Source organism: Polynucleobacter sp. IMCC30063 (assembly GCF_021395235.1).
Classification (GTDB): domain Bacteria; phylum Pseudomonadota; class Gammaproteobacteria; order Burkholderiales; family Burkholderiaceae; genus Polynucleobacter.
On the sequence record NZ_JAJVCQ010000002.1, the window covers coordinates 344,153 to 363,591 of the forward strand.

General features: G+C 42.7%; 19 protein-coding genes and 2 tRNA genes. 11 read left to right on the top strand and 10 right to left on the bottom strand.

Annotated elements, in window-relative coordinates:
- Positions 1–36: 36 nt before the first annotated feature.
- The 5 genes from pstC to phoB are packed head-to-tail and all read left to right on the top strand — an operon-like array spanning position 37 to position 4,212.
- Positions 37–1,026, top strand: a complete 990-nt coding sequence (gene pstC, locus LZG75_RS06335; RefSeq protein WP_233924029.1) for a phosphate ABC transporter permease subunit PstC — start codon at positions 37–39, stop codon at positions 1,024–1,026.
- On the top strand, positions 1,023–1,889 hold the full coding sequence (gene pstA / locus LZG75_RS06340) for a phosphate ABC transporter permease PstA (protein WP_233924030.1): 867 nt from the start codon (positions 1,023–1,025) through the stop codon (positions 1,887–1,889). The genes pstC and pstA overlap by 4 nt, the downstream gene beginning before the upstream one ends.
- Before the next feature lie 5 nt (positions 1,890–1,894).
- Positions 1,895–2,743: a phosphate ABC transporter ATP-binding protein PstB gene (gene pstB / locus LZG75_RS06345; RefSeq protein ID WP_233924089.1), complete on the top strand. Its 849-nt coding sequence runs from the start codon at positions 1,895–1,897 to the stop codon at positions 2,741–2,743.
- Positions 2,744–2,755: 12 nt separating this feature from the next.
- Entirely contained in the window at positions 2,756–3,460 is a 705-nt protein-coding gene (gene phoU / locus LZG75_RS06350; protein ID WP_233936350.1) for a phosphate signaling complex protein PhoU, read from the top strand.
- Positions 3,461–3,498: 38 nt separating this feature from the next.
- Positions 3,499–4,212, top strand: coding sequence for a phosphate regulon transcriptional regulator PhoB (gene phoB, locus LZG75_RS06355; RefSeq protein WP_233924032.1), 714 nt, complete (start codon positions 3,499–3,501; stop codon positions 4,210–4,212).
- Between the two features lie 18 nt (positions 4,213–4,230).
- On the opposite strand, the gene LZG75_RS06360 is transcribed toward phoB, so the two are convergent.
- Entirely contained in the window at positions 4,231–5,202 is a 972-nt protein-coding gene (locus LZG75_RS06360; protein ID WP_233936354.1) for a hypothetical protein, read from the bottom strand.
- Positions 5,203–5,252: 50 nt separating this feature from the next.
- Here LZG75_RS06360 and phoR point away from each other — a divergent pair, with 50 nt between their 5' ends.
- Positions 5,253–6,554: a phosphate regulon sensor histidine kinase PhoR gene (gene phoR / locus LZG75_RS06365; protein WP_233924034.1), complete on the top strand. Its 1,302-nt coding sequence runs from the start codon at positions 5,253–5,255 to the stop codon at positions 6,552–6,554.
- On the opposite strand, the gene ppk2 (LZG75_RS06370) is transcribed toward phoR, so the two are convergent.
- From ppk2 (LZG75_RS06370) to ppk1, 4 genes are all read right to left on the bottom strand, one after another.
- Complete coding sequence (ppk2, locus tag LZG75_RS06370) at positions 6,551–7,444, bottom strand: polyphosphate kinase 2 (protein ID WP_233924035.1); 894 nt, start codon at positions 7,442–7,444, stop codon at positions 6,551–6,553. The genes phoR and ppk2 (LZG75_RS06370) overlap by 4 nt on opposite strands.
- A gap of 103 nt (positions 7,445–7,547) precedes the next feature.
- Positions 7,548–8,339: a polyphosphate kinase 2 gene (gene ppk2 / locus LZG75_RS06375; protein ID WP_233936364.1), complete on the bottom strand. Its 792-nt coding sequence runs from the start codon at positions 8,337–8,339 to the stop codon at positions 7,548–7,550.
- 18 nt (positions 8,340–8,357) lie between these two features.
- A complete protein-coding gene (locus LZG75_RS06380) occupies positions 8,358–10,004 on the bottom strand; it encodes a CHAD domain-containing protein (protein WP_233936376.1) in 1,647 nt (548 codons plus the stop codon).
- Positions 9,899–11,992 (bottom strand): polyphosphate kinase 1, encoded by a 2,094-nt coding sequence (gene ppk1, locus LZG75_RS06385; RefSeq protein WP_233936385.1) that lies wholly within the window; start codon positions 11,990–11,992, stop codon positions 9,899–9,901. Before ppk1 ends, LZG75_RS06380 begins: the two co-directional genes overlap by 106 nt.
- Positions 11,993–12,155: 163 nt before the next feature.
- Between ppk1 and LZG75_RS06390 the strand changes: the two genes are divergently transcribed.
- The gene (locus LZG75_RS06390) at positions 12,156–13,613 is read left to right on the top strand and encodes a Ppx/GppA phosphatase family protein (protein WP_233936446.1); all 1,458 of its coding nucleotides are present in this window, start codon (positions 12,156–12,158) and stop codon (positions 13,611–13,613) included.
- A 28-nt stretch (positions 13,614–13,641) separates the two neighbouring features.
- On the opposite strand, the gene LZG75_RS06395 is transcribed toward LZG75_RS06390, so the two are convergent.
- From LZG75_RS06395 to LZG75_RS06410, 4 genes are read right to left on the bottom strand one after another with little or no spacing between them, the layout of a single operon-like run.
- Positions 13,642–14,571 carry a GNAT family N-acetyltransferase gene (locus tag LZG75_RS06395; RefSeq protein WP_233936387.1) on the bottom strand — a complete coding sequence of 310 codons (930 nt, stop codon included), beginning with the start codon at positions 14,569–14,571 and terminating at the stop codon, positions 13,642–13,644.
- A gap of 29 nt (positions 14,572–14,600) precedes the next feature.
- The gene (locus tag LZG75_RS06400) at positions 14,601–14,996 is read right to left on the bottom strand and encodes a diacylglycerol kinase (protein WP_233924040.1); all 396 of its coding nucleotides are present in this window, start codon (positions 14,994–14,996) and stop codon (positions 14,601–14,603) included.
- Positions 14,997–15,012: 16 nt separating this feature from the next.
- Positions 15,013–16,041 (bottom strand): glycosyltransferase family 1 protein, encoded by a 1,029-nt coding sequence (locus LZG75_RS06405; RefSeq protein ID WP_233924041.1) that lies wholly within the window; start codon positions 16,039–16,041, stop codon positions 15,013–15,015.
- Positions 16,038–16,844 (bottom strand): UDP-2,3-diacylglucosamine diphosphatase, encoded by an 807-nt coding sequence (locus LZG75_RS06410; protein ID WP_233924042.1) that lies wholly within the window; start codon positions 16,842–16,844, stop codon positions 16,038–16,040. Before LZG75_RS06410 ends, LZG75_RS06405 begins: the two co-directional genes overlap by 4 nt.
- Before the next feature lie 86 nt (positions 16,845–16,930).
- On the opposite strand from LZG75_RS06410, the gene LZG75_RS06415 reads away from it, so the two are divergent.
- The 3 genes from LZG75_RS06415 to LZG75_RS06425 all read left to right on the top strand — a co-directional run bounded on the left by LZG75_RS06415 (position 16,931) and on the right by LZG75_RS06425 (position 17,947).
- The gene (locus LZG75_RS06415; RefSeq protein WP_233924043.1) at positions 16,931–17,728 is read left to right on the top strand and encodes a 1-acyl-sn-glycerol-3-phosphate acyltransferase; all 798 of its coding nucleotides are present in this window, start codon (positions 16,931–16,933) and stop codon (positions 17,726–17,728) included.
- Positions 17,729–17,761: 33 nt separating this feature from the next.
- Positions 17,762–17,838 (top strand) — tRNA-Pro (locus tag LZG75_RS06420).
- 32 nt (positions 17,839–17,870) lie between these two features.
- Positions 17,871–17,947: transfer RNA gene (locus LZG75_RS06425), tRNA-Arg, on the top strand.
- Positions 17,948–18,024: 77 nt separating this feature from the next.
- Here the strand turns inward: LZG75_RS06425 and LZG75_RS06430 are convergent.
- A complete protein-coding gene (locus tag LZG75_RS06430) occupies positions 18,025–18,270 on the bottom strand; it encodes a hypothetical protein (protein WP_233936389.1) in 246 nt (81 codons plus the stop codon).
- Between the two features lie 154 nt (positions 18,271–18,424).
- On the opposite strand from LZG75_RS06430, the gene LZG75_RS06435 reads away from it, so the two are divergent.
- Entirely contained in the window at positions 18,425–19,396 is a 972-nt protein-coding gene (locus LZG75_RS06435; protein WP_233936391.1) for a tripartite tricarboxylate transporter substrate binding protein, read from the top strand.
- Positions 19,397–19,439: the final 43 nt, after the last annotated feature.

The following is a 19,439-nucleotide window of genomic DNA, read 5'->3' on the forward strand; positions in this document are numbered from 1 at the left end:
TTTAATCCATAATTCATTAATTGAGGCGATGACGTAATGCATTTAGCGGCTTTAAATTCAGCAATGCCTTCTAGTCGGGCAATTAGAGTCGCTAAATTGCAGCGCGTACAAGACTTTTTGTTTCATCGTGTGACTCAATTTTTTGCCATGCTCGTTTTATTTGCATTGTTAGGAATTATTGCCTCGTTGCTAATTAATGCTTGGCCAGCTTTACATGAATTTGGTTTTGGTTTTTTTATTGATCCAGAGTGGGATATTGGTAAAGATAAATTTGGTGGTTTAATTGCTATTTATGGCACGGTTGTCACGTCGCTGATTGCTTTGTTAATAGCCGTTCCTCTGAGCTTCGGCATTGCTGTTTTTTTAACTGAAATCTGTCCAGGGTATTTGCGGCGACCCTTAGGTACGGCAGTAGAATTATTGGCCGCAGTACCCTCGATTATTTACGGGATGTTTGGCCTCTTTGTTTTTGCGCCGATTTTTGCCGACTATATCGAGCCTGCACTTGCAGCAACTTTGGGGAAAATTCCACTGATTGGTCTACTTTTTTCAGGGCCAGCTAATGGAATTGGTATGTTATGCGCTGGTTTAATTTTAGCCATGATGATTTTGCCTTTTATTGCCTCGGTTATGCGCGATGTATTTGAAATCGTGCCCCCAGTGATTAAAGAATCGGCTTATGGCATTGGTTGCACTACCTGGGAAGTTGTTAGTAAAATTGTTTTTCCGTATACCAAGGCTGGTGTAATTGGCGGCATTATGTTGGGGCTAGGGCGAGCACTCGGCGAGACTATGGCCGTTACTTTTGTTATCGGTAATGCCCTGCGTTTATCACCATCCTTATTTGCGCCAGGTAGTTCAATTGCCTCTACCTTGGCCAATCAATTCGGTGAGGCCGCCCCGGGCTTGCATTTTTCATCCCTATTTGCATTGGGTTTGGCGCTATTTGTGATTACTTTTATTGTCTTGGCGCTGGCCAAATGGATGTTAGCGCGCATGGAAGAAAAGCAAGGGCTAAAGTCATGAATCAAGTTAATCATATTAATCAGGCAGTATTTGCGGTGCGTAAGCGTACCAATGCCATTGGCCTATTTTTATCGATGGCGGCCATGACCCTAGGCATGTTATTTTTATTATGGATCTTAAGTATTTTATTTATTAAAGGATTTTCGGCAATTAATTGGGCTATGTTCACTGCCAGCACACCTGCTCCAGGATCGGAGGGAGGTGGTTTGGCTAATGCAATTGTCGGAAGCATGATGCTGATTGGTTGCTGTACCCTAATTAGCACCCCAATTGGTGTTTTGGCTGGCCTGTATCTGGCGGAATATGGTGATCGAAGCAAAGTTGCCGGTATTACCCGTTTTGTTACCGACATTATGCTGTCTGCCCCATCCATTGTTATTGGTCTTTTTGTCTATGCTTTAGTGGTGGCTCAAGTGCGCCATTTTTCAGGCTGGGCCGGTACGATTGCTTTGGCTTTAATTGCAATACCTGTAGTGGTAAGAACAACTGAGAATATGTTGCAGCTGGTACCCGGCAGTTTACGAGAGGCCGCCTATGCTTTAGGCACACCTAAATGGAAGGTGGCCTTTTGGATTACCTTACGAGCGGCAAAAAGCGGGGTCATCACGGGTATTTTGCTGGCACTAGCCCGCATCAGCGGAGAAACCGCACCCTTACTATTTACGGCGTTGAATAATCAATTCTTTTCGACCAATATGAATGCCCCAATGGCCAATTTGCCGGTGGTAATTTTCCAATTCGCGATGAGCCCATACGATAATTGGGTGAGCTTAGCGTGGGGCGGCTCACTTTTAATTACCTTTGCGGTTTTAGGGCTTAATATCTTAGCTCGAGTCGTATTTAGGGAAAAGGTACAAGGATGAAAAGTATGCGAACCGTTTTTAATGCCAACCAAAATCAAGAGGCACAGATTTTGACTGATACCCTGATCGACAATTTAACCGAGACAAATTCTTTTATTTTGACTAATGCACTTGAAATTAAGAATCTAAATTTTTTTTATGGCTCTTATCAAGGCTTAAAAAATATTAATCTCAATATTCAAGAGCAAAAGGTAACTGCATTTATTGGTCCCTCGGGTTGCGGCAAGTCAACTCTATTACGCTCAATTAATCGTATGTACGACCTTTACCCCGGTCAACGCGCTGAAGGTGAAATTCTATTTTATGGAGAAAATATTCTTGCCCCGAAGCAAGATCTCAATTTATTGCGCTCACGGATTGGAATGGTTTTTCAAAAGCCAACCCCATTTCCAATGTCGATTTATGAAAATATTGCTTTTGGTGTACGTCTCTACGAAAAACTTTCGAAGGCTGAGATGGATGAGCGGGTTGAATGGGCCCTCAAGAAAGCAGCATTATGGGGTGAGGCAAAAGATAAATTGAAGCAAAGCGGCTTATCGCTTTCGGGCGGTCAGCAGCAGCGTTTATGTATCGCTCGTGGTGTCGCAGTTAAGCCAGCAGTATTATTACTCGATGAGCCCACATCTGCCTTAGATCCAATTTCCACAGGGAAAATTGAAGAGCTTATTAATGAATTGAAAAATGAGTACACCATTGCAATTGTGACTCACAATATGCAGCAAGCGGCCCGCGTATCAGATTTCACGGCTTATATGTACTTAGGGGAATTGGTTGAATTTGGTAAAACTGATGAAATTTTTATTAAACCCAAGCGGAAAGAAACAGAAGATTACATTACGGGCCGATTTGGCTAATTAAGAGGGCATATGCCAGATAAACACCTTTCGTCGCAATTCGATTCGGATCTAAATTCGCTCTGTAGCAAGTTATTAGAAATGGGCGGTATGGTTGAATCACAAACCTCTACTGCCATGCGCGCATTTACTGAAATGGATTTAGAAATTTGTAATCAAGTTATTGAACGTGAAAAAGCGGTCAACGATTTTGAAATTGAAGTCGATTCTGCTTGTACAGAAATTATTGCCCGCCGTCAGCCGACGGCACGAGATTTGCGCTTAGTGATGGCAGTTTCTAAGGCAATTACAAATTTAGAGCGTGCTGGTGATGAAGCTGAGCGAGTTGCAAAACGTACTAAACGTATTATTGAGTCGGGCCTTAACCATAATATTAATGTGGCGGAAATTAAATTATCGGGACAAATGGCTATTTCATTATTGCGGCGTAGCTTAGATGCATTTGCACGCTTAGATACTATTGCAGCGGCAGAAGTGGTAAAAGAAGACAAGCAAATTGACGAAGAATTTCGCGCCTTTGTGCGCAAATTAATCGTCTATATGATGGAAGATCCCAGCTTAATTACTACGGGCCTTGATATGTTGACGATAGCTAAAGCAATCGAACGCATTGGTGATCACTCTAAAAATATTGCTGAATTTGTGATTTATATTGTTAAGGGTGCTGATGTACGCCATCTTCCTCATGCAGATTTAGTGCGTGAAGTTTATCGGTAAGCAAAACTAAATTGTTTAATTCGAGTGCGTAGTATTTTATGGGTATAAAGATCTTAATTATTGAAGACGAGCCAGCAATTGCTGAATTAATTGCAATTAATTTAGTTCACGCAGGTTATGAGGTAGAGCGAGCGTTTCAGGCCGATCAAGCTGTACTGATGATGAAAGAGGCTATGCCAGATTTACTCGTTCTGGATTGGATGTTGCCAGGCAAATCGGGCGTGCAATTTGCTAAAGAGTTGCGAAGTAACCCCAAGACTATTGCACTGCCCATCTTAATGCTAACTGCTAAAAGTGAAGAAGCGGATAAGGTTTTAGGCCTTGATGCTGGAGCTGATGATTATGTAACTAAGCCCTTTTCGCCAAAGGAATTAATTGCTCGAGTTAAAGCAATCTTACGCAGACAACTACCGTCTACTGATGAAGTACCCCTCACTGTAGGGCCTTTGAAGTTAGATCCTGTAGCCCATCGTTTAATGGCAACCTCACCTCATTCCGAGCCGCAAGCTATTGCTTTAGGGCCAACTGAATTTCGTTTATTACAATTTTTAATGTCGAATCCAGAGCGGGTTCATTCTCGTTCGGTTCTACTCGATCGAGTATGGGGTAATGAGGTCTATATCGAAGAGCGCACTGTAGATGTGCATATCAAACGCTTGCGAGCGGCATTGGCTTTCACCGAGTGTGATCACTTCATTGAAACTGTGCGGGGTAGCGGTTATCGAGTTACTAAAAACCCAATCCAGAATTAGCTTGGATGCTAAGGTAACTTACTTACTTCGCGCAGAATTAGAAAATTCACTGTTCCTTTTAACTATTAAAGGCCGAAAGCTAAATGGGGAATTTTGCCTAGCATCTACTGTAATTTCGAGCGCTTGAATCTCTTCCTCTCCCATTAATTCAACCCGAATAACATTTTCTAACACATATTTTTGATCACTTGTCTTTAGTGGCTGATCAATTCTTAAGCGATGGGTATCACCATGAATCAAAAGTACTGCATTGCTAAACTTCTCAGCATGGGAAGATAGACTAAGAACAGTATCGCGATAGCCATTTGCTAAATCATCAGATTGAATCTGGCCCGTAAACATATCGGCTTGAAAAGCAAAAATAATCCCAGCTAATTTTTTTTCCGTAGCCAATTGAAAAGTGTAATTAATCCAGGCTAAATTGGCTTCGTTGCGTTTAAAATATTCCTTGACAGCCAAAATATTTCTCTCAAAATCATTATTCGATCCAGGGATATTTAAACTCACAAAAAGAAATTGATCCTGAATCCAGTATGAATTTTCAACATAAAGCTTAAAGTCACTCATGACATCAGCTTGTCGTATTAAGGTCAGGGTGTTTTTACCTAAGCTTTGATTTGAGCTAAAGAATTTTTTTCTAATACTAGCAAGACGTTCAATTGGATCGTACGAGCCCGATAATGGGCGATAACAGTCGGTCCATTCATTATCGCCAATACTATAAATTACTGGGGCTTCATAGCGTTTAAAAAAACTTGCAATTTTTTCAGTGGCAGCATCGCTACACGGTGTTTCACTTGATTTAGTATCGCCAACAAATAGGCTAAATTTAGGGTGAGATTGATTAATCGCTTGAATAAGGTTGAGGTAGCGGTACTCATCATTCGCGTTGTTGTAGGGCATGTCGCCAAGCGCCACAAAACGAAATGATTCCCCGTGGGCCAGACCCATCAGCAATAGATTAAGCACAATTGCATGTATAAATTTCATTTATAAGTCGTATTCTAGACCGCTTTCCTAAATCCCACTAAGATAGCGGTATGGTTGCAATCCTTTTCCGTTTTATTTTTCTCCTAATCCTAGCAATAATTGCATTTGGGGTAGGTAAGTCATTTTTTAGCGAGCAAGTCGGCTTAGGTATTGCACTCGCAATAGTAGGTCTGCCATTAGCTTATTCCTATATTAATTTAGCCCGTCTGCGTAAATATATTATGCAAGGTGAGATTGAAAATTTACCCTCTACGAGTGGCAAATGGGAAGATGTGTTATTTCGCCTACAACGTTTTTTACGTGGGCAACGCCAACAATTACATCAAATTGAGGCGCAGCATGAGCGCTTTATTCAAGCCTTCCAAGCCTCACCAAATGGCATCGTCATGCTTGATGATCGTGATCAAATTGAATGGTGTAATGCGATTGCTGAAAGTTATTTTGGCTTAAATTTTAAGCGTGATGCTTTACAGCAAATCAATTATTTAATTCGTCGCCCTGAATTTGTCCGCTACTTAAGTCAACGTAATTTTGATGAGCCCCTATTAATTGAGCAAATGGGCCAAGCAAGCAATTTAACGCTGCTGCTGCAGCTTTTTCCTTTTTCCGAAAACCGCCATTTACTATTTGCTCAAGATATAACTGACTTGCGCAAAACCGAGGCTATGCGGCGCGATTTTGTTGCTAATGTTTCTCATGAGATGAGAACCCCATTAACGGTTATGTTAGGTTTTTTAGAAACAGTACTTAATTTAGATTTAGATGAGGTGCAAAGAACTCGCTACCTAGAGATGATGCAATTGCAGGCAAAGCGCATGCAGAGCTTAGTTGAAGATTTGCTAACTCTAGCCAATCTTGAGGCTAATTTGCAACCGCCTATTTTACAAGCCATTGATATGCCAGCGCTCATGGCTTTATTAAAAAATGATGCTGAAGCCTTATCTCAAGGTAAACATATTTTTGAATTTAGTTGCGATCAAGGCCATGATTTATTGGGCAATCAAAAGGAATTACTTTCCGCATTTAGTAATCTAGTGGCTAATGCTGTGCACTATACGCCTGAAGGGGGAAAAATAAAGATTTCCTTGGTGGTCAACGAAGTTGGTCAAGGAGTTTTTTCTGTTGAAGATACTGGTCCAGGTATTTCGGCAGAACATTTACCTCGCCTAACTGAGCGTTTTTATCGAGTAGACCGTAGTCGATCGAGGGAAACTGGAGGTACTGGGTTAGGTTTGGCGATCGTGAAGCACATTGCAAACCGCTATCAGGCACAACTACTTATTACTAGCGTACCAGGTAAGGGCAGCACCTTTTCTCTACAAATTCCTACCCAAAGGGTAGTAACTATTTAGTAGATTTTAGGGATATACATCGAGTCTGGAATCGGGTCGCGAGTGTAGTCGGCATTGTGCACTCGCTTGGGCAAGATAATTGGTGCGTGCTCAATTGCTTGATAGGGAATTTGTTGCAGGAAATGATGGATACAATTTAGGCGGGCTTTTTTCTTGTCGTTTCCGGCTACTATCCACCATGGTGCTTCAGGAATATGCGTGCGTTCAATCATGGTCTCTTTTGCCTTGGTATAGGCTTCCCATAGTCGCCGCGACTCTAAATCCATGGGGCTTAATTTCCATTGTTTTAAGGGATCATGAATACGGGTCATAAAGCGCAAATGTTGCTCATCATCAGTAATTGAAAACCAATATTTAATTAGAATAATTCCCGAGCGAACTAGCATTTTTTCAAACTCTGGTACAGAGCGAAAGAACTCTTCATACTCTGCATCATTACAAAACCCCATTACTCGCTCAACTCCTGCACGGTTATACCAACTGCGATCGAAGAGAACTATTTCACCAGCAGCAGGTAAATTGCTGATGTAGCGCTGAAAATACCATTGCGATCGCTCCCGCTCGCTTGGGGCTGATAACGCAACTACTCGACATACTCTAGGGTTAAGGCGTTGGGTAAAGCGTTTAATCGCACCACCTTTGCCGGCTGCATCACGACCCTCAAATAGCACAACTACTTTTAATTGATTCAGCACTACCCAGTCTTGCAATTTAATTAATTCACTTTGCAGGCGAATGAGCTCTGTAAAATAATATCGACGGGCCTTGCGCTCATCGGGGGTGAGAGGATTTGGGTTATGTCGGTCATCATCAAGCTCCATTTCAAGCTCTTCATCAAAGCTATCCATTAACTCTTCTTGAGCACGGCGGTAAAGGTCGGATTCGTTCATAGGGGAAGATATGGGTGGCATTAAGCTGTGTTTGGGGGGCAATTGATAAGTCAATTCTTATATTTAATTATGACATTAATATGACAGCTAACTTTAGCCCCATTTAGGGCTCTAATCGCGGGAGTTGTGGGGAATTGCTTGGCCATTGCACCACAATTTGTGGGTCAAATTTCAAAATTTTCTTATTTTTATTGGGGTAGCTTAGTGTCGATAAGAGATGTTGAATTAGGTTAATGCGCGCTATTTTTTTGTCATTAGCCCGAATCACAGTCCACGGCGCAGCGCTATTATTCGTTTTTTTCAGCATTGCATCGCGCGCTTTGCTATAGGCTAGCCATTTTTTTTGCGCCTGCTGATCAATAGGACTCGTTTTCCATTGTTTCAGCGGGTCTTTGATGCGATCTAGCAAACGCTCTGCCTGTTCTTTTTTAGATATATCCAAATAGTATTTAATTAACTTGATGCCAGAGCCTACTAACATAGCCTCGAAGCCATTTACCGTTTTCATAAATTCAAGATACTCTTTTTCAGTGCAAAACCCCATGACATGCTCAACGCCTGCGCGGTTATACCAACTACGATTAAACAAGGCGAATTCACCTTTGCTGGGTAACTGCGCTACGTAGCGTTCGAAGTACCATTCGCCGGTTTCTCGATCGGACGGTTTACCTAGCGCAACAATCCGAGTTTCTCTAGGGCTCAAATGTTCAGCGATGCGCTTAATGCTGCCGTCTTTACCTGCGCCATCGCGGCCCTCAAAAATAACTAGAATACGTTCGCCATTTTTAATGAAGTGACGTTGCAACTTAACGAGTTCAATTTGTAATAAATAAAGTTCAGCCTCGTAATCTAATTTTTTATTTTTTACTTTTTTGACGGGAGATTTAAATTTCATCACGGTTAGTTTACAAAGTTACCAGATTTTTTTTAAGCTATATAGCGATTTAAGGTTTTCATTACTTTGCTCGCGTACCCGATTTTGTTCTGCACTTAACCAGCCCATGGCAAACCAATGTTGAGAATGTTTTTCTACGCTTGGCCCTAACTCATGAATCGCCACGCAGATGTCGTTATAGTTACCCAAACTTTCTAGGGCAGTAGCCATCACCTTCAGGTATTTGCTACGTTTATTACGCTGACAAAAATCTCCAAAAAACTCGAGCGAGTAACGTAAAAATTTTAATTTTTTGCGTAAACGATGACGCTTGAGATCGTCGATAGTTTTAAAGTGAGCAGCTTGTTTTTTGGTATCACGGAAGGTGCTATCGAGCATGGCAATAATCCGTTTTTTTAATAGGCTGTTAGGCAGGCTAGACTCCGCATTATGATTTCCAAGGGCGATGATGGCCAATAGCAGTTCTTGAAATGGCTTCGCACGTAAAAATGTACTAGGATGTTTTTGCGGCGCCATAATTTCTAATTGAATGGCGGGACCTTTCGAGGCCTTTAAGGCAGGACTTAACTTTTCAGCAATAAAATTGCTATCTCGATATGTGCCTAGTAATTGGAATACCTGCTCGAGTGTTTGAATTTGCAGTTCGGTCATATAGGTATGATTCAGCGCTAAAATTTTCAAAGCCGATTTAAAGCGCCGTAAACCCACTCTAAGCTGGTGTAAGTGCTCATCATAAAGATTAATACCTGCATTTATTTCACTTAAATTTGGCAAAATTTGCGCTAAACAGGATTGCACAATGGTGGAAATAATTTCAGTATCGCTTGGCTTGGAATTAGCAAAATGGGCTAACTCCGCCCGCACCGGAGGGATGGATTGAATACCATTAGCCAAGGTAAAGCCTTGTTGAGCTTTGCCCCGCGTATCAATAGAGGCGCCAAATCGCTTCACCATCATTAATGCGTGGGCAATGACCGCACTGCGTTGCCCACTTAAGAGTTCAATTTCGAGCTCCATTACGGGCACTGTTTTTTCTGTGCCTTGGGAATCAAATGCTTTAATTTGACCAAGATCAAGCGCATATTCAACCAAGCCGTTGCGCGCCTTAAGGTGGGCCTTACGACGCCATATATCGGTGGAATACCGCACTGCTAAGCCCTCTGCCGAGGTATTAACCAGCGCCTTCATTAGTTCGGCTCCAGCAGGATGCTCGGCGTGGGCAGCTAAGGACCATGCTGGAATACCACCCCCGCGATGGGGTATCACTATTTCATGTTCAAGCCGGGCAAAGTTGCTTGAGGTGCCTGTTTTAAGGGTCTGCACCCATTGACGGCCTTCTTTGCGCAGCCGCAAAGCAATGCCAGCACGGGCTAAGCGAAAGTCGTCAGTATCTATATAAGCAGCTTGCAAGTGTTGCCGTTTCAGGGCACCTTTGCTACGAAGAAATTTTTCAATTGCCGGCAGTTTTTCGGCTGGAAAGACGAGTTTTAGCTCGAATTCTTGATGGTCTTGATGCAATGAATCCATATTGGTGCATTCTAACTCGCAAACATGACAAACTAGGAATTGGAAAATTGAGCCATCAGGACATTTTGGCCAATAATGGGTTTTTGCTTGGCCTTGGCATGCAGTTGCTGGTAACTGCCGTCGGAGTTCATTTGCCACGCAGAGGCATTATCAGAAAGTAGAACTTTTAAGCCTTCTTGAATGACTTTTTGTTTTAAAAAAGCATCTTTAATTGGAAATGCCACCTCAACGCGGCGTAAAAGATTACGCTCCATCCAATCAGCACTAGATAAATAGACCAATTCATTACCGCTATTATAAAAATAATAAATGCGATGATGTTCTAAAAATCTGCCAATAATCGACCGTACTTGAATATTGTCGGATAAACCTTTTACACCTGGCTTAAGGGCGCACACACCCCGAACAATAAGTTCAATTTTGACACCCGCTTGAGAGGCCTTATACAACTCTTCAATGATAGTGGGCTCTAATAGTGCATTCATTTTTGCTATGATCAGGGCTTTTTTTCCATCCCGTGCAGCACGTGCTTCAGTGCGTATCAGTTTAATCAGTTCGCTTAAGAGAGTAAATGGGGCCTCAAGCAGTTCCTTGGTTTTGGATTGCAAGCCAGTGCCCGTTAACTGCTGAAAAAGTTGATGAGCATCGCTTGTCATATCGGGATTGCAGGTCATCAGACCAAAGTCAGTGTACAGTTTTGCCGTGCGGGGATGGTAGTTACCGGTGCCCAAATGAACGTAGCGTTGTAAGATATATTTTGGTGCCGCTTTACTCGAACTAGAATTGATACTGGGTATGATTTCGCGGCGCACGATTAACAACATTTTAGCGTGGCATTTATGACCCACCACACCGTAAACTACGTGCGCGCCCACGGATTCCAGTTTAGATGCCCAATTAATATTGGTTTGCTCATCAAAGCGCGCTAAGAGCTCGAGCACTACAGTAACTTCTTTACCATTGCGAGCCGCTTCCATCAGCGCCTCCATTACGGGTGATTCATCACCTGTGCGGTAAACCGTTTGTTTAATGGCTAAGACATCTGGGTCTTGGGCAGCTTCCCGCAGTAATTGCAAAACCGGCTCAAAACTCTCGTAAGGATGATGTAACAAAATATCACCCTGATGAATTTTATGAAAGAGCGACTCATCAGGAATAGCTTTTAATACGGCAGCTTGATAAATCGGAAATTTTAAATTCGGCCGGTCGATGAAATCGGGTATTTGCGAGAGTCGTACTAAATTAACCGGCCCATTAACGCGGTAACAATCTGTTACTTCTAATTGAGTGGATAGGCGCAGGAATTCTAATAATTCGCTCGGGGTATCTGCTGATACTTCCAGCCGTACTGCATCCCCCAAATGGCGGGTTGGCAGTTCGCCTTGCAAGGCTTCGCGTAAATCAGTAGCCTCATCATCTGAGACAAATAATTCTGAATTTCGTGTTACTCGAAAGGCATGAGCTTGTAAAATAGTTAAGCCTGGAAAAAGTTCAGCTACAAAGGATTGCACCAAAGCAGAAAGCAAGACAAAAGAATAATCACAATCAGAAATTCGCTTAGGAATTTGAATAACTCGAGGTAAAGCACGCGGCGCCTGAACTACGGCTAAGTTGGCATCACGACCAAAGGCATCTTTACCAGTTAAAGACACAATAAAATTTAAACTTTTATTCCCAACACGTGGAAAAGGATGCGCGGGATCGAGAGCAATTGGAGTTAGGAGAGGTAGTATTTCTGCACGAAAAAAATCGTTGGCCCAACGACGTTGCTGCACTGTCCAATCTTCGCCCCTTAAGAAACGGATACCAGCGGTTGCCAATTGGGGAATAATGATTTTTTGATAAATCTCATATTGGCGGGCGACCAAGTGATGGGAATATTCAGCCACCCGTTGGTAGCAATCTTGAATCGTTAGGCCATCTGGCTCAAGTTTAAGGGGTTGGCTTAATAGCTGTTCTTTAAGCCCCGAAACCCGCACTTCAAAAAACTCATCTAAATTATTAGAAACAATGCTTAAAAAGCGCAAGCGCTCAAGTAATGGGTTTTGGGGGTCTTCAGCCTGTGATAAGACCCGTGAATTGAATTCCAGAATACCGATTTCACGGTTGAGAAGGGGGGTCACCATATTTTTTGGTTATATTTCATTAATGTGTCACTTTTATTTCATAATATAAGCTTATCTCTTATTTTTCACTGGTTTAGCTCTTTTGCCCACTTCCCCTAATATTTCTACCCCGCTGGGCTCTAATCTAATCGCTGCAGTTGATTTAGGCTCAAATAGCTTTCGTATGTTGGTGGCTCAGCCAATTAATACCTCCTCTGGCACCCAATTACGCCCAATTGATACCTTGCGTGAATCTGTAAAATTAGCCGCGGGTTTAACCGAAAATAAATTATTAGGTCACGATGCTTACCAGCGGGGCCTCAATGCAATTCATCGATTTGGTGAGCGCTTGCGCGGCTTTGATCCCAGCAAAGTCAGGGCAGTTGCAACCAACACTTTACGGGTGGCACGTAATTCAGCAAACTTCATTGCTGATGCGGAGCAGGCTTTAGGGTTTCCAATTGAAGTGATTGCTGGGGTTGAGGAGGCGCGCTTAATTTATATTGGCGCCTCACATGAAGCTTCAGCTGTGCAGGGCAATCGCTTGGTGGTAGATATTGGGGGTGGTTCAACCGAATTTATTATTGGCGCGGGTTATGACCCGCAACTTTTAGAAAGTCTTTATATTGGCTGTGTATCGCATAGCATGCAATTTTTCCCTAAGGGGGCAATTGATGCGCACGCTTTTAAGGAAGCTGAATTAGCCGCTCAACGTGAAATTCAGGTGATCTCAGGTGCCTTTTTAAAAGCAGGCTGGCGACAGGCAGTTGGCTCTTCCGGCACCGCTAGAGCTTTAGCCGACTTAATTATAGAAAATAATTTAAATGACAAAGTTAACCACCCTGAAGGCTTAATTACACGAGAAGGATTAAAACAACTTAAAAAGCTTTTACTCCAATTTGATAATGTTGGTGAAGTTGAATTACTTGGTCTTAAAGATGATCGGCGTTTAGTTTTACTTGGCGGGCTGTCGATTATGTTGGCAGTATTTAATGAGCTAGGAATTGATTCGATGGAAGTAACCGACGGCTCCTTACGCATCGGGGTACTCTATGATTTACTAGGTCGTGCTCAGCATCACGATATGCGCTTTGTAACCGTTGAGCAATTTATGCAGCGCTATACTGTTGATCGAAACCAGGCACAGCGAGTTGGTAAATTGGCTACCGATTTTTTAGAGCAGTTACCCAAGCCGAACCTAGAAAATCGCAGTGATAATTTGGCGCTAATAGAGTGGACTGCTAATTTACATGAAATTGGTTTATCGATTTCGCATAACGGCTACCATCGGCACTCTGCATATATTGCGGGTAATGCCGACATGCCTGGCTTTTCGAAAAAAGATCAAGCGCGCCTAGCAACTTTACTATTGGGTCATACGGGTAAGCTAGGAAAATTAGCGACTAGTGAGGGTTTTTTAGATTGGCGCATGCTCTTTAGTTTGCGCTTGGCTCACGTGTTAAGTCGGGGACGAATCGATGCCGATTTACCGGCTGTTAAAGTTTCACTCGAAGATGATGGATTTGTTGTGAGCTTACCCAAAGCTTGGGCTAATGACCATCCTTTAACTGAATTTAGTTTAAAAAAAGAAGCTTTAGAATGGGAGCGTATTGGCCGTAGTTATCGAATTAAATTGAAATAAAAACTAGCCAAGTAAAAGTCAACTATTCTTAGCTGCCAAAGAAGTGCTTTGCATAACGCGGGTTAATTTCATTAAGGCGCAAAATGGTGAGCACATCTGCGGTATTGAATTGAGGGTCCCAAGCCGGGGCACTACAAATTTTGGCGCCTAGCTTTAAGTAGCCTTTAATTAGCGGTGGCGGTTCGACCTCTAAGCCGCCATTTAATCGCTCTAAAGGTAGCGGAACATGAGGAAATGCATGATTTTCAATTGGCGCCATCTGTTCATTTTTTAATGAATTGAATAAGCTCGCAGCAAAATGACCGCCATCCGCCATTGGGATGCTGGCACAGCCCAACATAATTTCATATTGATGTAATTGCATGTATTGGGCTAGACCGCTCCACAAAGCCATAATGACTGCGCCAGAGCGGTAATCAGCATGTACACAAGAACGTCCTACCTCAACTAATTTAGGGCGTAAATGATTCAACCGAGTGAGATCAAATTCGGAGTCGGAATAAAGGCGTCCGATTTCCTGTGCTTTATGGGGTGGTAAAACACGGTAAGTACCAACCACCTGAAGGCTTTCTTGATCGCGTATCAGTAGGTGCTCGCAATACGCATCGAACTCATCGATATCTAGACCCGTGCTATTAGGAGACAATTGCGCACCCATCTCCTCAGCAAATACTGAATAACGTAAGCGCTGGGCCTCACCTATTTCTTGTGAGTTGATGGCCCATGAAATTTGTAGCGTAGGCTTTTTTGATTTTACTGATTTTATATTGGGCTCAAGGATTTCAACTTGAGCTAATAGAGATGCTCGCGATTTAAGAGCAAACTTCTTACCAAATAGTTTTTTTGCAATCTTTTTAGAAAAGATCTTTTTTAGGGGCTTTAATTTTTTCCCCCACCTTGCTTTATCGAAAACAATTAGACTATCTAAATGAATAAATGGATTTGGAACTTCTTTCATAAGAAAAATCTTTCAATATTTAGTCGAAATTAATTAATAAAAATCGGAATAATTATCGTAAGCCAAATTAATAAGGCGAATAATAGTGTCAGCATGACTGCCGCCGAGCCAAAATCCTTAGCTCTTTTAGAAAGATCATGATGCTCAAATGAAATACGGTCAATTGCAGCCTCAACGCTAGAATTTAATAGCTCAACCGTTAGCACCATCAGCAAAGATCCGACCATTAGTGCTTTTTCAAGATGGGTAGCGGGAATTAAAAGTGCAATTGGGGTAAGGATAATTAGCAAGGTAAGTTCTTGTCGAAATGCACTTTCCTCCTGAAATGCATAAACAACGCCGCACCAAGAATTTTTAGCTGCATGCCAAGCACGGGAAATACCCCGATTACCCTTATGAGGGTTTTGATTGATGTGATATGGCATTTTCAATTGGGGATATTCACGCTAAAGCGGTTTGATGTAAGTCGGGATTTGGAACGGGCTGAAGATGACTTGCAAATTGTTCAGTTGCGGCACGCCAGGAGAATTTTTCTGCATGTTCACGAGCGCGCTCCCGAGGAATTTTAAGGGCCTGTAGGCAGGCTTCTTTTAAATCTTCATGCATTACGCCAGCATTCGATTTACCAAGCACATCAATTGGGCCAGTTACTGGGTAAGCTGCTACTGGCAAACCGCATGCCATTGCTTCGAGCAAAACTAGACCAAAAGTATCTGTTTTGCTGGGAAATACAAAGACATCGGCGGCAGCATAAACTTGAGCAAGCTCAACTTGATCAAGTACACCTAAATAATGAATTTCAGGATATTTTTGCTTAATACCTGCTAATGCAGGCCCATCGCCGACAATCCATTTTGAGCCTGGTAGATTGATTTCTAAAAAGGCATTTATATTTTTTTCAATAGCAACTCGTCCGACATAAAGATAAATTGGGTGGGCTGAATTGAGCACTTTAGAGGGTTGCATTTTAAAAATATTGAGGTCAACACCGCGCGACCATAAAACTACATTAGCAAAACCATACTTTTCAAGATCATTTTTAACCACTATCGTTGGCGCCATTACAGCCATAGAAGGTTTGTGAAACCACCTTAAAAAACGATAGGTGATACCCACCGGAATTTTTGTGCGCGCTTGAACATATTCAGGAAAACGCGTGTGATAGGCTGTAGAAAAGGGTAAATGATTACGTACCCCGTAGGCGCGGGCTGCCAGACCTAATGGGCCTTCAGTAGCAATATGCATAGCATCAGGTGAAAATTCCTTAATTCGTTCAGCTAATTTTTTACCTGGAAATAAGGATAAAGAAATGTCGGGGTAAGTAGGGCAGGGGATGGTTTTAAATTCTTGGGGAGTAATCATATCGACCTGATGCCCCATGGCAATAAGTTCAGACCGAGTTTGCTTTAAGGTGCGCACTACGCCGTTTACTTGTGGTTCCCATGCATCTGTAATGATCATGATTCTCATGCGAATACCTCATTTGGAAGGGTTGATATTGGTTCTAATGGTTGTTCGAGCGATAAGACTGGATCGCCTTTAATTTTTGGCCAATGAATAATTTTTAATTCACCGGTGTTGGTCTCAACTAGAGCAGTAAGGCTTTCAACCCAGTCGCCATCATTGCAATAAAGTAGTCCATCTATGTGCCGAATTTCGGCTTTATGAATATGTCCACAAACGACCCCATCGCAATTGCGCATGCGCGCTTCGCGGGCCATCATATGTTCATAGTCGGCAATAAAACTAACGGCATTTTTTACTTGGTGCTTTAAATACTGCGATAAAGACCAGTATTGCAAACCCATCTTCATGCGAATGTGATTGAAGTAACGGTTCATGTGAAGAATGAGGGTATAAAGGCTATCGCCAACGTACGCCAGCCACTTGGCGTATTGCATTACTCCGTCAAAGAGATCGCCATGAGTAATCCACAGTTTTTTCCCATCGGCCGTCACGTGAATGCATTCTTCTACTACCTTGACGTCTCCAAATGAGAGACCAAAAAATTGGCGGGCACTTTCATCATGGTTGCCAGGGATGTAAATTACTTCAGTACCTTTACGGGCTTTGCGTAGTAATTTTTGTACGACATCATTATGTGATTGTGGCCAATAAAATGATTTTTTTAAGCGCCAACCATCGATAATATCGCCGACCAAATAAAATGTATCTGCTTCGTTGTGCTTCAGAAAATCGAGAAGGTAGTCTGCTTGGCACCCTGATGTTCCGAGGTGCACATCTGAAATCCAAATAGCTCTGTAGTGCTGCATGGAAGTTCATTAGGCCACCGAGTTATGTAAGTAGCATGACAGTTTCGTGTCATTTTTATGACTTGTTTGAAATTTATGATTGCTGAATGGCTAATTCATTTTCATTTTCAATCATCTTTACCTTAAGTAGAATTACTTGGCATATTATTCGCGGCATGCTGACTCTCTGTTTTCTATTTCCTTTTCTTAGTAGCAAGGCGAAAGAGCAGCAGATTCAAAATTGGGCGCTTCAGTTGCTAACTTTACTAGGCATACGCTTGCATTTAGTTAACGCAGACTTTTTTCCAAAAGAGCCTTGTTTATTAGTTGCTAATCATATTTCCTGGGTTGACATACAAGCGATATTGGCATTTCAACCCATGCGTTTTGTTGCTAAGTCAGAAGTTGCTAGGTGGCCACTTTTTGGCTGGATGGCAATTCAATTGGGTACTTTATTTGTTCGCAGAGATAGCGCATTTCATGGTCGAAAAGTAGCGCAGGATATGCTGCCGATTCTTCAGCAGGAAAGTATTTGTATATTTCCTGAGGGCACTTCTACTGACGGCACTGTAGTTTTATCCTTCAAAACCAGTTTATTCGAGGCGGCTGTGCTGGGTAATGCACCTGTTTCGATGGTGGTGATACGGTATTTTAGGGATGCATCGAATGGGCTTCAGCCCTCAAGTGCAACTGCTTTTATTGGTGAAATGGGGTTAATAGAGTCTATCTTTAAGATTTTGCAAGCGAGACCCTTATTGGTTACGCTTGAGTTCTTGCCAATAGCCCCAACAGGCTTAGACCGTAAAGGCTTGGCAGAATTTACGCACAGCCAAATTGCAGCCAAAATCACTGAAAAATTGCCCAATGCTCCTAAATTAGACCTTCTAGCTTCAACTTTACGGTGAAATTGCGTAGCCCATGTAAAATAGCTAGCTTGTCGGGGCGTAGCGCAGCCTGGTAGCGCATCTGCTTTGGGAGCAGAGGGTCGAAGGTTCGAATCCTTTCGCCCCGACCATGATTCTTTAGTCCAGCAGTTCGTGTTTCCATCTGCCCATAGCTCAGCTGGATAGAGCAACGCCCTTCTAAGGCGTAGGTCGCACGTTCGAATCGTGCTGGGCAGGCCAAATTTTCACGGTACGTACCGGACACATGGTTTACATCCGGTACCGACCACATAGTTTACAGTTGCCGTTCAACCTAATTATTTTTTTCCATAAGCGGCATCATGATCTGGCTCTATCAATAAGACTCTTAAAAAGTGATTTTCTCTAAAACCGATCCCTCGAATAGATTTGCTGACACGAAACGAGTAGAGTGCTTCAATATTCTTAGGGGCTGCAATGCTGTGAATCTTTTCCCATTTCAAGCCCTTATCTCGATAGACTTGGTTCCAGGTTGGCTGTGTGAGCTTTTCAAAAAATTCCGGAGGCTCAATTTGAAGATGCATTGAAGATTCTGAGTAGCTCAATACGGGAATCATGCTGAAGAAAACCCCGATTTACTAATAATAGGTCAAATAAATAGAATGACCTAGATAGAAACAACCCATTGTCATGAAGTTTTAGTATATTCAGGTAGTTCAATTTGAGATGGGAGTCGCCGTGAAGTTTGCCTATGTTTACTTATGCTTAGCATTCATTGGCGTAGCGCAGGCGGCCGAGCCTAATTTAGCCTCCTACCCAGCCCATCCTATCCGTGTAATTATTCCGCTAGCGCCAGGCAGCGGGGCCGATAATGCCGTGCGCATTGTTACGCAAAAAATGAGTCAAAATATGGGACAAGGTTTTATCGTTGAGAATCTTCCTGGCGCCGCTGGCTTAATTGGTGCCGATAAAGTTGCAAAAGCAAGCCCGGATGGCTATACCTTAGGGGGTTTCAACGATAGCATCTTAACTATGGTGCCAAATGTCAATCGCAAACTGCCTTGGAACCCTATTAAAGACTTTGCCCCGATTTCTTTGGCTGTGATGGTGGAGTGGGGCCTCGTTGTGCCATCTAAATCCCCCTATGCGAACGCAGGCGAGCTGATTGCTGCTGCCCGCAAAAATCCAGGACAACTGAATTATGGATCAGCTGGTAACGGTAGCCCCCAACATATGGCCATGGAGTTATTTGATTCCGAGGCAGGCATTAAGATGACGCACATCCCCTATAAGGGGATTAATCAAACGGGTATTGGGGTTGCCTCAGGAGAAGTGCAGGCGGCATTTATTACTTTAGCTAGCTCTAAAACCTTAGTAAAGTCGAACCGCCTTAAATTAATTGGTGTTACGAGCCCTAAACGTGCTTTGCAATATCCAAATGTCCCAACGATTGCAGATTCTGGTCTTCCTGGGTTTGAGTTTAGCGCCTGGTTTGCGTTGGTAGCGCCTGCAGGAACACCACAGCCTATTATTCAAAAACTAAACACTGAGCTGATTAAAGCATTGAAAGATCCCACCGTACGTCAACAACTTCTGGCTAATGGCCTTAATCCAGTGGGTAGCTCGCCAGAAGAATTAAGCAAAAAAATTCAAGAGCAATTAGCAAGCTATGCTGCTTTAGTTAAAAAGACGGGCATAGGTACGGATTAATTAAGGCTGGGTAGGGTGTTGATAGGTCATGGCTACTTTGAAT

Coding starts and splice junctions, on each gene's coding strand:
- pstC (WP_233924029.1), top strand. CDS start 37: ATGCATTTAGCGGCTTTAAATTCAGCAATGCCTTCTAGTCGGGCAATT.
- pstA (WP_233924030.1), top strand. CDS start 1,023: ATGAATCAAGTTAATCATATTAATCAGGCAGTATTTGCGGTGCGTAAG.
- pstB (WP_233924089.1), top strand. CDS start 1,895: ATGCGAACCGTTTTTAATGCCAACCAAAATCAAGAGGCACAGATTTTG.
- phoU (WP_233936350.1), top strand. CDS start 2,756: ATGCCAGATAAACACCTTTCGTCGCAATTCGATTCGGATCTAAATTCG.
- phoB (WP_233924032.1), top strand. CDS start 3,499: ATGGGTATAAAGATCTTAATTATTGAAGACGAGCCAGCAATTGCTGAA.
- LZG75_RS06360 (WP_233936354.1), bottom strand. CDS start 5,202: ATGAAATTTATACATGCAATTGTGCTTAATCTATTGCTGATGGGTCTG.
- phoR (WP_233924034.1), top strand. CDS start 5,253: ATGGTTGCAATCCTTTTCCGTTTTATTTTTCTCCTAATCCTAGCAATA.
- ppk2 (WP_233924035.1), bottom strand. CDS start 7,444: ATGAACGAATCCGACCTTTACCGCCGTGCTCAAGAAGAGTTAATGGAT.
- ppk2 (WP_233936364.1), bottom strand. CDS start 8,339: ATGAAATTTAAATCTCCCGTCAAAAAAGTAAAAAATAAAAAATTAGAT.
- ppk1 (WP_233936385.1), bottom strand. CDS start 11,992: ATGGTGACCCCCCTTCTCAACCGTGAAATCGGTATTCTGGAATTCAAT.
- LZG75_RS06390 (WP_233936446.1), top strand. CDS start 12,156: ATGTTGGTGGCTCAGCCAATTAATACCTCCTCTGGCACCCAATTACGC.
- LZG75_RS06395 (WP_233936387.1), bottom strand. CDS start 14,571: ATGAAAGAAGTTCCAAATCCATTTATTCATTTAGATAGTCTAATTGTT.
- LZG75_RS06400 (WP_233924040.1), bottom strand. CDS start 14,996: ATGCCATATCACATCAATCAAAACCCTCATAAGGGTAATCGGGGTATT.
- LZG75_RS06405 (WP_233924041.1), bottom strand. CDS start 16,041: ATGAGAATCATGATCATTACAGATGCATGGGAACCACAAGTAAACGGC.
- LZG75_RS06410 (WP_233924042.1), bottom strand. CDS start 16,844: ATGCAGCACTACAGAGCTATTTGGATTTCAGATGTGCACCTCGGAACA.
- LZG75_RS06415 (WP_233924043.1), top strand. CDS start 16,931: ATGGCTAATTCATTTTCATTTTCAATCATCTTTACCTTAAGTAGAATT.
- LZG75_RS06430 (WP_233936389.1), bottom strand. CDS start 18,270: ATGCATCTTCAAATTGAGCCTCCGGAATTTTTTGAAAAGCTCACACAG.